This window comes from Frankia alni ACN14a (genome assembly GCF_000058485.1).
Taxonomy (GTDB): Bacteria; Actinomycetota; Actinomycetes; order Frankiales; family Frankiaceae; genus Frankia; species Frankia alni.
The window spans coordinates 5,682,414-5,696,450 of sequence record NC_008278.1 but is presented as its reverse complement, the minus strand read 5'-3'; the positions used below and the strand labels follow the sequence as shown (position 1 = coordinate 5,696,450).

The window sequence follows — 14,037 nt, the reverse complement described above, 5'->3', positions numbered from 1 at the left end:
CACGGCGTGCCGGATCGGGTGGGGTGGGACCGGCCCAATCGACGATGGAGGCAGGAGCACATATGTCCGGTGGAGCGGTCGCGGGCCTGATCGCGTCGGGCGCGTTCGCGGTGCTCGCCCTCTTCGGCTGTTTCGTCCTGCTCAAACTCGGCAAGATCTTCGACGAGGCGGCGGCGCGCGTGCGTCAGACCGGTGTCGCCATCGACGAGGGCACCGCCCGGGTTCGGCAGGCCGGTGCGACGGTCGACGAGGTCAACGTGGCACTTGCCCATGTGAACAAGGAGCTGGACCGGGTCGACGCGATCACGGCGAACGTGCAGTCGATCACGACGAACGTCTCCTCGCTGACGTCGCTGTTCGCGGCGACGCTCGGCGGTCCGATGGTGCGGGTGGCCGCGTTCAGCTACGGCGTGCGCCAGGCTGCGGCCAAGCGCACCCGGTCCGAGGTCGAGTCGCGGGTGAAGTCGCAGATGAAGGCGGACAAGGCGGCGCGGCGCACGGTCACCGAGGACGCGGGCCTGACCCCGGTCGCCGGGGCGGCCGACGGACGCCGGGGGGGTCGCTAGATGTCCAGGATCTTCTATCTGGCGTTCGGCGCCGCGGCCGGCGTCGTGGTGGTGCGCCAGGCGGCGAAGGCCGCCGCGGCGCTCACTCCGACGAGCCTGGCCGGATCTCTCGTACAGTCGGTGCAGGAGTTCCTCGCGGACGTGCGTGAGGCGGCGGCGCAGCGGGAGGAGGAGATCCGTGTTGCTCTCGGCCTCGATCGCGACGCGGACGACGATCTCTCCGGCCCCGCCGGGCAGCCCGCCGGCCCCGCCGGCCCCGCCGGGCCGGCCGCCGGTGCCGGTGGCGCCGGGCCGGCCGGCAGCGGGCCGGGCGCGGCCGGCTATCCGGCCGACCTCGACGACGCCGAGCGCACCATGCGGCTGGTCCCGGGTGCCCGCCGGCCCTGACGGCACGGCGGCCGCACGGGCGGCGGCAGCAGCAGCGCCGCCCACCCCTGGATGACGCCCCTCCTCCCACCAGTCTGGACGATGTGAACCCGATGGACACGGCCGAGATCCGCAGCCGCTTTCTCAACCATTTCGCCCGGCGCGGGCACACGATCGTCCCGAGCGCCTCCCTGGTCGCTCAGGACCCCACGCTGCTGCTGGTCAACGCCGGGATGGTGCCGTTCAAGCCCTACTTCCTCGGAGACCTGGCGACGCCGTGGCCGCGGGCCACCAGCGTGCAGAAGGTCGTGCGCACCGTCGACATCGAGAACGTCGGCCGCACCGCCCGGCACGCGTCGTTCTTCCAGATGTGCGGCAACTTCTCGTTCGGCGACTACTTCAAGGCCGAGGCGATCCCGTTCGCCTTCGAGCTGCTCGTCGACGGGTTCGGCTTCAAGCCGGACGACCTGTGGGCCACGGTCTACCTCGACGACGACGAGGCCGAGGGGATCTGGCGGGAGCTGCTGCCCGCCGAGCGCATCCAGCGGCGCGGCAAGGAGGACAACTTCTGGTCGATGGGCGTGCCCGGTCCGTGCGGGCCGTGCAGCGAGATCTACTTCGACCGGGGCGCGGCGTACGGGCGCGAGGGCGGCCCGATCGCCGACGAGGAGCGCTACCTCGAGGTCTGGAACCTCGTGTTCATGCAGTACGAGCGGGGTGAGGGCGCCGGGTACGACTACCCGATCCTGCGTGAGCTGCCCGCCCGCAACATCGACACGGGCATGGGCCTGGAACGGATGGCGACGATCCTGCAGGGCGTCGACAACCTCTACGAGATCGACATCTCCCGCCCGGTGCTCGACCTCGCCGGCCAGCTCACCGGCCGCCGCTACGGCGCCGACCCGGCCGACGACGTGCGGCTGCGCGTCGTCGCCGACCACTCCCGCACCGCGGCGATGCTCATCGCCGACGGTGTCGTCCCCTCCAACGAGGGCCGCGGCTACGTGCTGCGCCGCCTGCTGCGCCGGGCGGTGCGCGACGCCCGGCTGCTCGGCGCGCGCGAGCCGGTCATGAGCGAGCTGTTCGGTGCCATCGGCACCGCGATGGGCCCGATCTACCCGGAACTCGTCGACAACGCCGAGACCATCACCGGCGTCGCCGTCGCGGAGGAGGCGTCGTTCGCCGAGACGCTGCGCACCGGCACGACGATCTTCGACGCGGCGGTGCGGCAGGTCCGCTCCACGGGCGCGGCGACCCTGGGTGGCGACGAGGCGTTCAAGCTCCACGACACCTACGGCTTCCCGATCGACCTGACGCTGGAGATGGCCGCCGAGGCGGGGCTGTCCGTCGACGAGGCCGGGTTCCGCCGGCTGATGGAGCGCCAGCGCCAGACCGCGAAGGCCGACCGGGCCGCGCGCCGCATCGGCAACGTCGACCTGTCCGCGTTCCGGCCGATCCTGGCCCGCTCCGGCGCGACGACCTTCACCGGCTACGAGGAGCTCTCGCGCGAGTCCGGCGTCGTCGGTCTCGTCGGCATCGCCGACGGTGCGGGCCTGACGGTGGTCGGCGAGGGTGACGAGGTCGGGGTGGTCCTCGACGCCACCCCCTTCTACGCCGAGAGCGGCGGCCAGGAGCCGGACTTCGGGCTGCTGCGCTTCGACGGCGGCGAGGTCGAGGTCCTCGACGTCCAGCGGCCGGTGCCGGAGCTGGTCCTGCACCGGGTGAAGGTGCGCTCGGGTGAGCTGCGCCTCGGTGACCGGGTGCAGGCCGAGGTCGACGAGAACCGCCGCCGGGCGGTGTCCCGCTCGCACACCGCCACCCACCTCGTGCACGCCGCGTTCCGCCGGGCGCTGGGAGAGGGGGCGACCCAGGCCGGCTCGCTGAACTCCCCGGGCCGGCTGCGCTTCGACTTCCACGCCCTCGGCGCGGTTCCGCCGTCGGTCCTCACCGACGTCGAGGACGAGATCAACGAGGTGGCGCTGCGCGACCTGCCGGTCCGCGCGTTCGTCACGACCCAGGAGGAGGCCCGCCGACTCGGCGCGATGGCGCTGTTCGGGGAGAAGTACGGCGACGCCGTGCGCGTCGTCGACGTGGGCGACTACGCCCGCGAGCTGTGCGGCGGCACCCACGTCGCCAGCTCCGCCCAGCTCGGCGCGGTCAAGCTGCTCTCGGAGTCGTCGATCTCCGCCGGGACCCGCCGGGTGGAGGGGCTGGTCGGCATCGACGCGTTCCGCTACCTGGCCCGCGAGCACCTGCTCGTCTCCCAGCTGTCCACGGCGCTCAAGGCCCGCCCCGACGAGCTGGCCGACCGCGTCACCGACATCGTGGGCCGGCTGCGCGACGCCGAGCGGGAGCTGGACCGGCTGCGGGCCGCCGCGGTGCTCGCCGGCGCCGGGGCGCTGGCCGAGGGCGCCGAGGACGTGGGCGGCGTCGCCGTCGTCACCGCCGAGGTGCCGGCCGGCACCTCGCCCGACGACGTGCGCCTGCTGGCGATGGACGTGCGCGGGCGGCTGGCCGGGCGGCCGGCGGTGGTCGCGGTGGTCAAGGCGGACGGCTCGTCGATCGTCGTGGTCACCGACTCCGGTGCGCGGTCGGCGGGGCTGCGCGCCGGCGAGCTGGTCCGCAACTCCTGGGCGAGCCTGGGCGGCAAGGGCGGCGGCAAGCCCGACATCGCCCAGGGCGGCGGCGGGAACTCCGAGATGATCCCGGCCGTCTTCGCGAAGCTGCGGGGGCTGGTGGCCGAGCTCGCGTCCCGGTGACCGTCCGGCGGAACCGATGAGCGGCCCGGGCAACGGGCCGGGCGGTGGGCCGGGCAACGGGCCGGGGGATGGTTCGGGCAGTGGCCCGGACCTGCGGCGCGGGGTGCGTATCGGTGTCGACGTCGGCTCCGTGCGGGTCGGGGTGGCCGCCAGCGATCCCGGCGGTGTCCTCGCGGTGCCCGTCACGACCCTGGCCCGGGATAAGCGCCATAATGCGGACATCGAGCAGCTTGTCCAGATCGTGCGAGACAGGCAGGCTGTAGAGGTCGTGGTGGGCCTGCCCCGGCAGATGTCGGGGCAGGAGGGGCGGGCGGTCCAGCTTGTCCGGCAGTACGTCGAGGTACTCGCCGAGCGGATCGCCCCCGTCCCCGTGCGGTTCGTGGACGAGCGGCTCACCACGGTTGCGGCTCATCGCAGAATGGCCGAGCGTGGCGTTCGTTCCCGCGCCCGCCGCAGTCTCGTGGATCAGGAGGCAGCCGTGCAGATCCTGCAGCACGACCTGGACAGCCGCCCCCGGGGCGGCGCGCCCGGCGTGGCCGGGTCCACGGGGGCCTCCTCCACGGGGGCCCCTTCCACGGAGGCCGCCTCTGCGGATGCCGCCTCTGCGGATGCCGCCTCTCAGGATGAGAGGTGACGGGCGGCAACCTCGACGAGATGCTCGACGAGGATCCCTATCGCCGTGGCCGCCGCTCCGCCGGGCACGCCGACCGCCGAGCCGCCGGCAGGCGTCCCGACGGGTATCCCGAGGACGGCTACGCCGACGAGGGGTACGCCGAGGACGGGTATGTCGACGAGGACTATGCCGGCGAGGGCTACGCCGACGGGGACTACGCCGACGGGGACTACGCCGACGAAGGCCAGGTCGGCGCGAGCTACTCCGGTTCGGGCCACACCGGCGCGGGTCACGACGACGAGGGCTACGCCGACGACTACGGCGACGACGGGCACCCGCGCGACGCCGGGGCCGGCTCCCGCCGTGACCGCGGCGGCCGCCGGCGTGATCGGCACTCCGCCGCCGGCGGCTATCCGCCGGACGACGCCGAGGACTGGGGCGGCGGCTGGGACGACGACGGCGCCGACGAGCGCCGCGGCCGGGCGCTGCCGAAGCTGATCGCCGTCCTCCTCGTCGTCGCCGCACTGCTGGGCGTCGCCATCTTCGGCATCGGCAAGGTCATCGGCAGGGTCTCCGGCGGCAGCTCCACCAGCGCCGACTACGACGGCTCGGGCGACGGCATCGCGGTGGTGCAGGTCCCCGACGGCGCCACCGCCCGCCAGATCGCCGTGGAGCTGCACGACGCGGACGTGACCGCGTCGGTCTCGGCGTTCGTCAAGGCGGCCTCCGCCAACCCCAAGTCGCTGGGCATCCAGCCGGGCACCTACCGGCTGCGTAGCCGGATGAGCGCCGAGGCCGCGCTCGCCGCGTTGCTCGATCCGGCGTCCTCCGCGCCGTTCAAGTTCGTCATCAAGGAGGGCATGACCGTCCACCAGGTGCTCGACGGCCTGCACCAGCGGCTCGGCCTGCCGTTGAGCGATCTGGAGGCGATCGCCCGCAATCCCGCCCAACTCGGTCTGCCGTCCTACGCGCCGACCCTGGAGGGCTACCTCTTCCCGTCCACCTACGACCTGGTGCCCGGGTCCACCCCGAGCCAGCTGCTGACCTCCTTCGTCGCCCGCTTCAAGAAGGAGGCGGCGTCGATCGACCTGGAGGCCAGGGCCACCGCGATGGGTGTCAGGCCGGCCGACATCGTGACCATCGCCTCGATCGTCGAGAAGGAGGTCGCGAACGCGAGCGAGGGGCCCAAGGTCGCCCGGGTGATCTACAACCGGCTCCACGACACCACCGGGCGTTTCCGTCGCCTCGACATGGACTCCACCACCCGCTACGCCGAGGACGAGTACGAGGGCCCGCTGACGAAGGACCAGCTCAACAAGGCCAATCCGTACAACACCCGCTCGGTGGCCGGCCTGCCCCCGGGCGCGATCTCCAACCCCGGGATCTGGGCGTTGAAATCGGCCCTGGAACCGGCCGCCGGGTCATGGTTGTATTTCGTGTCCATGCCGCAGAGCAGGGTGACCCGCTTCGCGACGACCGACGCGGAGTGGGCCGAGGCGCGGGCGCAGTACCGCGCCGAGGGTGGCAGGGAGTAGCGCAGCCCCAGCCGGGCGACCGACGGGTGACAACACCGGCGGCGGCGGGCGATCCGGCGCGTTCGGCCGTGCCCGGACGCCTCTGAACCAGGCGGGAGGCCACGTGGTGCGGGAGATCCAGCTGGGCGGCGTAGGCGCGGCGGGCGACCTGGGCAGCGGTAGCAGTGGTGGCAGCGGCAGCGGCAGCGGCAGCGGCAGCGGTGGTGGCGGCGGTGGGGGGAACGCCGGCGTGGGCGCGTGGGCGGCGGCGCAGCGGCCGCAGCGCCTCGCCGCCGCGGCGACGCCCGCGCATCCGGTCCGCGCCGCAGTGCTCGGCGCCCCGGTGGACCATTCGCTCTCCCCGGTGCTGCACGCGGCCGCCTACGCGGAGCTCGGGCTTGCCGTCACCTACACGGCCATCCACTGCGACGCCTCCGAGCTGCCGGCGATGATGGAGCGGGTCCGGTCGGACCCGGACTGGGTCGGCCTGTCCCTGACGATGCCGCTCAAGACCGTCGTCGTGGACCTGCTTGACGAGGTCGACCCGACGGCGGCGGCGATCGGCGCGGTCAACACCGTCGTCGTCGGCGAGGCCGGGCGCCTGCACGGCTACAACACCGACGTCGTCGGCATCGGCGTCGCCCTGCGCCGGGTCATGCGGGGCGCGGTGCCCGGCCAGCCGCTGATCCTCGGCGCCGGGGGCACCGCCCGCGCGGCCGTCGCGGCCGTCGCCGCCGCCGGCTGTCCGCACGTCGCCGTGGTGGCCCGGCGTCCCGAGGCGGTCGCGGAGGTGGCCCGGATCGGCGCCCGCCTCGGCGTCGAGGTGACGGCGCTGCCGTGGGAGCTGCTCGCCGGCGGCCTGCCCGCGGGCCCGGACCTCGTCATCGCCACCACCCCCGCCGGCGCGACCGACCCCCTGGCGACCCGCCGCTGGCCGGCGTCGAGCCAGCTTGTGGAGCTGCTCTACCACCCGTGGCCGACCGCGCTGGCCGCCGCCGCGTACCGGGCCGGTGCCCGCGTCGCCAGCGGCCTGGAGATCCTCGCCGCCCAGGCCGTCGGGCAGGTCGAGCACTTCACCGGCCGCCGCGTTCCCGCCGGGGTGCTGTTGACCGCCGGCCAGGCCGCCCTCGACGAACGCCTCAACGCCAGTGTCGTCGCCGGCATCGACGGCGCCGGCTCTGCGGGCGGGTGAGGTCCGTGCTGGACTCAGGGCCGACGTCAGGGCCGACGTCAGGGCTGGAGTCAGGGCTGGAGTCAGGACCGGGGGCGGACGTACGGCACGGTTCCGCGGAACACCATGATCATCGGTCCTAGTGGTGGGCGAGATCGGGCTCAGCGTGCTGATGGCGCTGGTGGCGTTCGCGGTGGCGATACCGGTCGGGCACCGGGTCGTGGCGGGGGTGCCCCCGCCGGACGGTGCCGAACCGCGTCGCGCCGCTCCGGGGAAGGCGGCCCTGGGGATCGGCACGGCGGTGGTGGTGGCCGCGGTGACCACCGTCCTGCACAACCATCCTGGCTGGTTACCGGCCTATCTGTATCTCGGCATGCTCGGGGTCTGGCTGTCCGCGATCGACGTGCGGGTGCACCGCCTGCCGGACGCTCTGGTACTGCCGTCCTACCCGTTGCTGGCCGTGCTGCTCGGAGCCGCCGCGCTGGTTGACGACGCACCGGATCGCCTGCTGCGGGCGGTGCTTGCCGGCGCCGCCTGCTGGCTGGCCTTCCTGACGCTGTACCGGCTGCCGCGCGCCGGCCTCGGCCGGGGCGACGTCAAGCTCGCGGGTCTGCTCGGCGGGGCCCTGGGCTGGCTGGGCTGGCCGAGCGTGGTGTTCGGGATGTTCGCCGGGGTGGTCCTCGGCGGGGTGGCGGCGCTCGTGCTGCTCGCCGCCGGCCGGGCCCGCTGGCACGATCGCCTCGCCTACGGGCCGTTCCTGCTGGCCGGAACCCTGCTGGCGGTCCTGGTCGGCGGCGGCTGACCGGCGGCTGGTCGGCGGGGGCTGACCGGGCCGGCCGCGGCCGGCCCGACAGATGGGTCCCGGCGGGGGCGAAGGTGACGGAGTTCCCGGCGCGACGTGCACCATCGGCAGTCGTGAAACACTAGGGGGCATGGTGCGTTGGTTGACTGCCGGGGAGTCGCACGGTCCCGCCCTGGTGGCCACGGTCGAGGGGCTGCCCGCGGGTATCCGGGTGACCAGTGACGACATCGCCGCGGAGCTTGCCCGTCGGCGTCTCGGGCACGGCCGTGGGGCGCGGATGAGCTTCGAGCGGGACGTCGTCGAGCTGCTCGGCGGCCTGCGCCACGGTGTCTCGCTCGGCGGTCCGATCAGCGTCGTCGTCCGCAACAGCGAGTGGCCGAAGTGGGAGCGGGTCATGTCGCCCGACCCGGTCGATCCGGCCGCACTCGCGGGCCTGGGGCGCAACGCTCCCCTGACCCGGCCGCGGCCCGGCCACGCCGACCTCGCCGGCATGCAGAAGTACGGCTTCGACGACGCCCGTCCGGTGCTGGAGCGCGCCAGCGCCCGCGAGACGGCGGCGCGCGTCGCGCTCGGCACCGCGGCCAAGGCGCTGCTCCGCCAGGCGTACGGCATCGAGCTCCTCTCCCACGTCGTCGCGATCGGCGCGGCCGAGGTCCCGCCGGGCCTGCCCGCGCCCACCTCGCTCGCGGCGATCGACGCCAACCCCGTCCGCTGCGCCGACCAGGCCACCAGCGAGCGGATGGTCGCCGAGATCGACGCCGCCCAGGCCGACTCCGACACCCTCGGTGGCATCGTCGAGGTGCTGGCCTACGGCTGCCCGCCGGGGCTCGGCAGCTACGTGCACGGCGACCGCCGCCTCGACGCGCGCCTCGCGGGCGAGCTCATGGGCATTCAGGCGATCAAGGGCGTCGAGTTCGGCGACGGGTTCACCACCGCGCGCCGCCGCGGCTCGGTGGCGCACGACGAGATCGAGCCGGTCGGCGGCGTGGGCCGGCGCGTGCGGCGCGCCACCGACCGGGCCGGCGGTGTCGAGGGCGGCATGACCACCGGTGAGCCCCTGCGGGTCCGGGTGGCGATGAAGCCGATCTCCTCGCTCACCCGCCCCCTGTCCACCGTGGACGTGACCACCGGCGAGGCCGCGGTCGCGATCAACCAGCGGTCGGACGTGTGCGCGGTGCCCGCCGCGGGCGTCGTCACCGAGGCGATGGTCGCGCTCGTGCTTGCCGACGCCGCCCTGGAGAAGTTCGGCGGCGACTCGGTGGAGGAGACCCGGCGCAACTGCGAGGGCTACCTGAAGTCCCTGGTCATCCATTGACGCGCCGGTGGTCCACCGGTGGGGGCCCTCCACCGGTTCGGGTTCGGGGCATCCGCTGATCGGGTCATCCGCCGGTCGCCGGGCAGAACTGCAGACGGGGTAACAGGATCATGGTTGGGGAGGAGGCGCCGGCGGCGCCGGCCGGGCCGCGTGCGGTCCTGGTCGGGGCGCCCGGCGCGGGCAAGACGACAGTGGGGACGCGGCTCGCGCAGCGGTGGGGCGTCGGGTTCCGCGACACCGACGCGGACGTCGAGGCCGAGCTCGGCCGCAGCGTCGCCGACATCTTCATCGAGTTCGGCGAGGAATACTTCCGGGCCGCGGAGGCGCGGGCGGTGGCCGCCGCGCTCGCCGAGCACCGCGGGATCGTCGCCCTGGGCGGCGGGGCGGTCCTCGACGCCGCCACCAGGGCGCTGCTCGCCGGTCACCGGGTCGTCTACCTGGAGGTCGGCGTGTCCGACGCGGTACGCCGGGTCGGCCTCGCGCGCGACCGGCCGCTGCTCGTCGAGGGGCCGCGCGCGCGGCTCACCGCCCTGCTCAAGGCCCGCCAGCCGCTGTACGCCGAGGTGGCGGCGGTCGTCATCGACACCGCCGGCCGGCAGCCGGACGAGGTCGCCGATCTGGTCGCCGCCGCCCTGGCGGAACTGCCCGCGCCGCCGGTTCCGGGGGCGTCAGTGAGGATTCCACGGTGAGTGTGCAGGCGAAGGTGTCCGACGTCGTGCGGATCCCGGTCCGTCCCGGCGGGGAGCGGGCCTACGACGTCGTGCTCGGTGAGGGGTTGCTCGGCGATCTCGCCGAGACGGTCGCCGGGCGGACCCGCGCCGCGGTGATCCATCCGGCGGCGCTGCGAACCACGGCGGACGCCGTCGTCGCGGACCTGCGGGCGAACGCCGGCGTCGAGGCGCACGCGGTCGAGGTGCCCGACGGCGAGGAGGCCAAGCAGCTGCGCATCGCCGGCTTCTGCTGGGACGTCCTCGGCCGGATCGGCTTCACCCGCGACGACGTGATCATCGGTCTCGGTGGCGGCACCGTGACCGACCTGGCGGGGTTCGTCGCCGCGAGCTGGCTGCGCGGAGTGGACGTCGTCCAGGTGCCGACCACCGTGCTCGGCATGGTCGACGCGGCCGTCGGCGGCAAGACCGGCGTCGACATCGACGCGGGCAAGAACCTGGTCGGGGCGTTCCACCAGCCGCTGACCGTGCTGTGCGACCTCGCCGCGCTGGCCACGCTGCCGGCCGTCGAGGTGCGCGCCGGGCTCGCCGAGGTGGTCAAGACCGGGTTCATCGCCGACGCCGCCATCCTCGACCTGCTCGACGACGACCCCACGGGCGCCGCCCACCTGCCCGAACTGGTCGAACGCTCCATCCGGGTCAAGGCCGAGGTCGTCTCCGGTGATCCCCGGGAGGCCGGCCGCCGGGAGATCCTCAACTACGGCCACACCCTCGGCCACGCGATCGAGAAGGTCGAGCACTTCACCTGGCGGCACGGCGCGGCGATCTCGGTGGGCATGGTGTTCGCGGCGGAACTGTCCCGGCTCGTCGCCGGCCTCGACGACGCCACCGCCGACCGGCATCGCGAGCTGCTGACCCGCATCGGCCTGCCGGTGAGCTACCGCGGCGACCGGTGGCCGGCGCTGCTCGACGCCATGCGGGTGGACAAGAAGTCCCGCGGCCGGCGGCTGCGTTTCATCGGCCTGGCCGCCCAGGGCGAGACCGTCATCCTCGACAGTCCGGACACCGGCCTGCTGATCGCCGCGTTCACGGCGGTCGCCCCCGGCGGCCTGGCGCTGCCCGAAGCACCCTGATCACACCGCTGCCCCGGGGGTGCGGGCGCCGGGCTCGGTAGACTTGTCCGCGGCCTGGCTGATCGCCGCCGCGCAGGGACCGGCAGTGGTCCCGGGCGGGCGGTCGCGGCCGGCAGGGTCGCCGCGCTGCGTGCGACCCGATGACTCTAGGCTTCAGCACGACGACGATCCGCCGTGCCGACGCATGGCAACCGAACGGGAGAACGCGCGCAGTGGCGACCAGCAACGACCTGAAGAACGGCATGACGCTCGACATCGACGGGGTGTTGTGGAACGTCGTCGGCTTCCAGCACGTCAAGCCGGGTAAGGGCGGGGCGTTCGTCCGCACGACCCTGAAGAACGTGCTCACCGGGAAGGTCGTCGACCGCACCTTCAACGCCGGCGTCAAGGTCGAGGTCGCGACCGTGGACCGGCGCGAGATGACCTACCTCTACCGGGACGGCGCCGAGTTCGTCTTCATGGACAGCGAGTCCTACGACCAGATCCCGATCCCGCCCGACGTCGTCGGCACGACCGCCGACTACATGCTGGAGAACACCGTCGCCACCGTCGCGCTGCACGACGGCGCCCCGCTCTACGTGGAGCTGCCCGCCAGCGTCGAGCTGACGATCGCCCAGACCGACCCGGGCGTGCAGGGCGACCGTTCGACCGGCGGCACGAAGCCCGCGACCCTGGAGACGGGCGCGACGATCAACGTGCCGCTGTTCATCACGACCGGCGAGAAGGTCAAGGTCGACACCCGCGACGGCCGCTATCTGGGCCGGGTGACGAGCTGAGCGCCAGGTCCAAGGCCCGCAAGCGCGCGCTGGACATCCTGTTCGAGGCGGACGTGCGCGGTGCCGCCGTCCCGGAGATCCTCACCGCCCGGCGCGCCCAGGCCGACCCGCCCGTCTCGGAGTACGCCGAGGGGCTGGTCAGGGGCGTCGTCGAGCACTGGCGGGAGATCAACGAGCGGATCGGCCGGCACGCCGAGGGCTGGACGCTGGAGCGCATGCCCCCGGTCGACCGCAACATCCTGCGGATCGCCGTGCTGGAGCTGTTGTGGCGGCCCGACGTTCCGCCCCGAGTCGTCATCGACGAGGCGGTGGAACTGGCGAAGAACCTGTCCACCGACCGGTCGCCGTCCTTCGTCAACGGCCTGGTCGACGCCGGGGCGGTGCCGGTGACGGCCGAACCGGACACCGGGTCGGTCCGGGAGTCCTGACCGGCCTGTCGGCCGTGGCCGGTGCCGCGCGATCGGCGTGCCCGGTACGTCGCCCCAGCGACGTACCGGGGTACCCCCGGCTGCCGGTGTGCCACTCGCGTTCGGCCGGCCGGAGACCCCGAATGCCGACCCGCGATCACATCGAGATGAAGCTGCTGTGCCACGAACGAGACTGCTGGTGATGCTGCGTCGCTAGATGGTGCTGGAACCACTGGTGGTGCTGGAACCGCTGGTGATGCTGGAACCGCTGGTGATGCTGGAACGTTGGTGATGCTGGAACCGTTGGTTGGTGCGCTGCCGGTGGAGCACCGGCAGGGTTGTCAGACGTCGGAAGCGGTGGCGTCCGCGCCCTGCTCCGGGGACAGCACGCCCCACGAGACGAGCTGTTCGGTGAGCTTGCTGGGGGAGGTGTCATAGATCACCGCGAGGGAACGCAGGTCCTCGTAGCGAATGGAGAGAACCCGGCCGTTGTAGTCGCCGCGCTGGCTCTGAATGGTCGCCGCGTACCGCGCGAGCGGTCCGCCCTGCTCCTTGGGCACCTGGGAAAGGCGCTCGAGGTCGAGGACGATCCGCGGAGACTGCTCCAGCGGGGCGACGGTGGAACCCTCGGGAAGAAGCTCCCCGACCGGAACGCCGTAGAACTCCGCGAGCTCCGAGAGACGCTGTACGGTGACGGCGCGGTCCCCACGTTCGTAGGAACCGACGACGACGGCTTTCCACCGACCGTGCGACTTCTCTTCGACGCCATGAAGCGAGAGCCCCTGCTGGGTGCGTATCGCGCGCAGCCGAGCACCGAGCGCCTTCGCATAGTCGGACATCGGAGTGCCCACTCCTGTCGTGGTCGATCAGTTGGAACCGGGGCTCGTGCCGCCGGCGGTTACCGATAGTAGTGCCCCCCGGGTTGAGGCTCGACACCCGGGGGGTCGTGTCGCTTCTTTCTTTGTACCACTTTCTGTAGCCCTCCGGTTGCGCCCTACGCCTGCCCGGCGGGAACTTCCGCCGATCGCCGTACCGGCGCAGGCGGAAGTGAACCCGGTGACGTGCAGTCACGGCGTGGCGATGATAGTTGGCGCGGCAACAATCCGCACGAGCCTGCGAACCGGGGGGCGCGGACGGAGTCAGGCGGCCGGACGGGGGTCGGCGGACCGGTGCCGCGAGACCCTCACTCGTCCGGAGTGCCCTGGTAACGTCGCTGAGACCGCTCCTTTAAGGACCGTCCCGTGAGGCGGGGAAGGAGGGATGCCGCGTGGCCTCTGCCGCCGCGAGCGACCCCGCATCGCGCCGTCCCGGCATTGCCCGGACAGTACTGTCCGCCGACGACATCACCCGGATCGTCAGCCGGATGGCGCATCAGATCCTCGAAAAGACCTCCGGTGGTGCCGGTGTCGTGCTGCTCGGGGTGCCCACCCGCGGGGTACCCCTCGCGCATCGACTGGCACAGCGAGTACAGGCTGTGGAGGGAGTGGATCTCCCCGTCGGCTCGCTCGACCCCACGATGTACCGCGACGATCTGCGACTGCGCGGAGTTCGGCCACTGGAGGTGACCGAAATTCCCGACGGCGGGGTCGACGGCCGGGTGGTCATCCTCGTCGACGACGTCCTCTACTCGGGGCGCACGGTGCGCGCCGCGCTCGACGCGCTGGCCGCCTACGGCCGCCCACGCACGGTCCAGCTCGCCGTCCTCGTCGACCGGGGCCACCGCGAGCTGCCGATCCGCGCGGACTACGTCGGGAAGAACATGCCGACCTCGCGCCGCGAGTCGGTGGCCGTCCGGCTGCGGGAGATCGACGGCGCCGACGGCGTGCTCATCGTCTCGCCCGAAGCCAGCCCGGCCGGCGCCGCGGCGGGCACGGCGGACCCGGGAGACCGGCCGTGACCCGGCGCCTGCTCGCCGAGCGCGGGCGCGCGCAGGCGGAGTGGTCGGCG

General features: G+C 73.4%; 14 protein-coding genes. 13 read left to right on the top strand and 1 reads right to left on the bottom strand.

What is annotated here, in order from left to right; genetic code table 11:
- Positions 1-62 precede the first annotated feature (62 nt).
- The 12 genes from FRAAL_RS22925 (at position 63) to nusB (ending at position 12,111) form a co-directional block, all read left to right on the top strand.
- Positions 63-566, top strand: a complete 504-nt coding sequence (locus FRAAL_RS22925; RefSeq protein WP_011606345.1) for a DUF948 domain-containing protein — start codon at positions 63-65, stop codon at positions 564-566.
- Positions 567-953, top strand: a complete 387-nt coding sequence (locus FRAAL_RS33810; RefSeq protein WP_011606344.1) for a hypothetical protein — start codon at positions 567-569, stop codon at positions 951-953.
- A gap of 92 nt (positions 954-1,045) precedes the next feature.
- Entirely contained in the window at positions 1,046-3,691 is a 2,646-nt protein-coding gene (gene alaS / locus FRAAL_RS22915) for an alanine--tRNA ligase (protein ID WP_041939664.1), read from the top strand.
- A gap of 16 nt (positions 3,692-3,707) precedes the next feature.
- Positions 3,708-4,325, top strand: a complete 618-nt coding sequence (ruvX, locus tag FRAAL_RS22910; protein ID WP_011606342.1) for a Holliday junction resolvase RuvX — start codon at positions 3,708-3,710, stop codon at positions 4,323-4,325.
- On the top strand, positions 4,322-5,839 hold the full coding sequence (gene mltG / locus FRAAL_RS22905) for an endolytic transglycosylase MltG (RefSeq protein ID WP_011606341.1): 1,518 nt from the start codon (positions 4,322-4,324) through the stop codon (positions 5,837-5,839). Before ruvX ends, mltG begins: the two co-directional genes overlap by 4 nt.
- 307 nt (positions 5,840-6,146) lie before the next feature.
- Complete coding sequence (locus tag FRAAL_RS22900) at positions 6,147-7,010, top strand: shikimate dehydrogenase (protein ID WP_011606340.1); 864 nt, start codon at positions 6,147-6,149, stop codon at positions 7,008-7,010.
- Between the two features lie 121 nt (positions 7,011-7,131).
- The gene (locus tag FRAAL_RS22895; protein ID WP_011606339.1) at positions 7,132-7,791 is read left to right on the top strand and encodes a prepilin peptidase; all 660 of its coding nucleotides are present in this window, start codon (positions 7,132-7,134) and stop codon (positions 7,789-7,791) included.
- Positions 7,792-7,921: 130 nt separating this feature from the next.
- Positions 7,922-9,106, top strand: coding sequence for a chorismate synthase (gene aroC, locus FRAAL_RS22890; RefSeq protein WP_011606338.1), 1,185 nt, complete (start codon positions 7,922-7,924; stop codon positions 9,104-9,106).
- 110 nt (positions 9,107-9,216) lie between these two features.
- Positions 9,217-9,795, top strand: coding sequence for a shikimate kinase (locus tag FRAAL_RS22885; RefSeq protein ID WP_011606337.1), 579 nt, complete (start codon positions 9,217-9,219; stop codon positions 9,793-9,795).
- Positions 9,792-10,907: a 3-dehydroquinate synthase gene (gene aroB / locus FRAAL_RS22880; RefSeq protein ID WP_011606336.1), complete on the top strand. Its 1,116-nt coding sequence runs from the start codon at positions 9,792-9,794 to the stop codon at positions 10,905-10,907. The genes FRAAL_RS22885 and aroB overlap by 4 nt, the downstream gene beginning before the upstream one ends.
- 212 nt (positions 10,908-11,119) lie before the next feature.
- The gene (gene efp, locus FRAAL_RS22875) at positions 11,120-11,683 is read left to right on the top strand and encodes an elongation factor P (protein WP_009742786.1); all 564 of its coding nucleotides are present in this window, start codon (positions 11,120-11,122) and stop codon (positions 11,681-11,683) included.
- A complete protein-coding gene (gene nusB, locus FRAAL_RS22870) occupies positions 11,680-12,111 on the top strand; it encodes a transcription antitermination factor NusB (protein WP_083866892.1) in 432 nt (143 codons plus the stop codon). The genes efp and nusB overlap by 4 nt, the downstream gene beginning before the upstream one ends.
- Positions 12,112-12,431: 320 nt before the next feature.
- On the opposite strand, the gene bldD is transcribed toward nusB, so the two are convergent.
- A complete protein-coding gene (bldD, locus tag FRAAL_RS22865) occupies positions 12,432-12,929 on the bottom strand; it encodes a transcriptional regulator BldD (protein WP_009742788.1) in 498 nt (165 codons plus the stop codon).
- Positions 12,930-13,357: 428 nt separating this feature from the next.
- On the opposite strand from bldD, the gene pyrR reads away from it, so the two are divergent.
- Positions 13,358-13,987 carry a bifunctional pyr operon transcriptional regulator/uracil phosphoribosyltransferase PyrR gene (pyrR, locus tag FRAAL_RS22860; RefSeq protein WP_041939663.1) on the top strand — a complete coding sequence of 210 codons (630 nt, stop codon included), beginning with the start codon at positions 13,358-13,360 and terminating at the stop codon, positions 13,985-13,987.
- Positions 13,988-14,037: the final 50 nt, after the last annotated feature.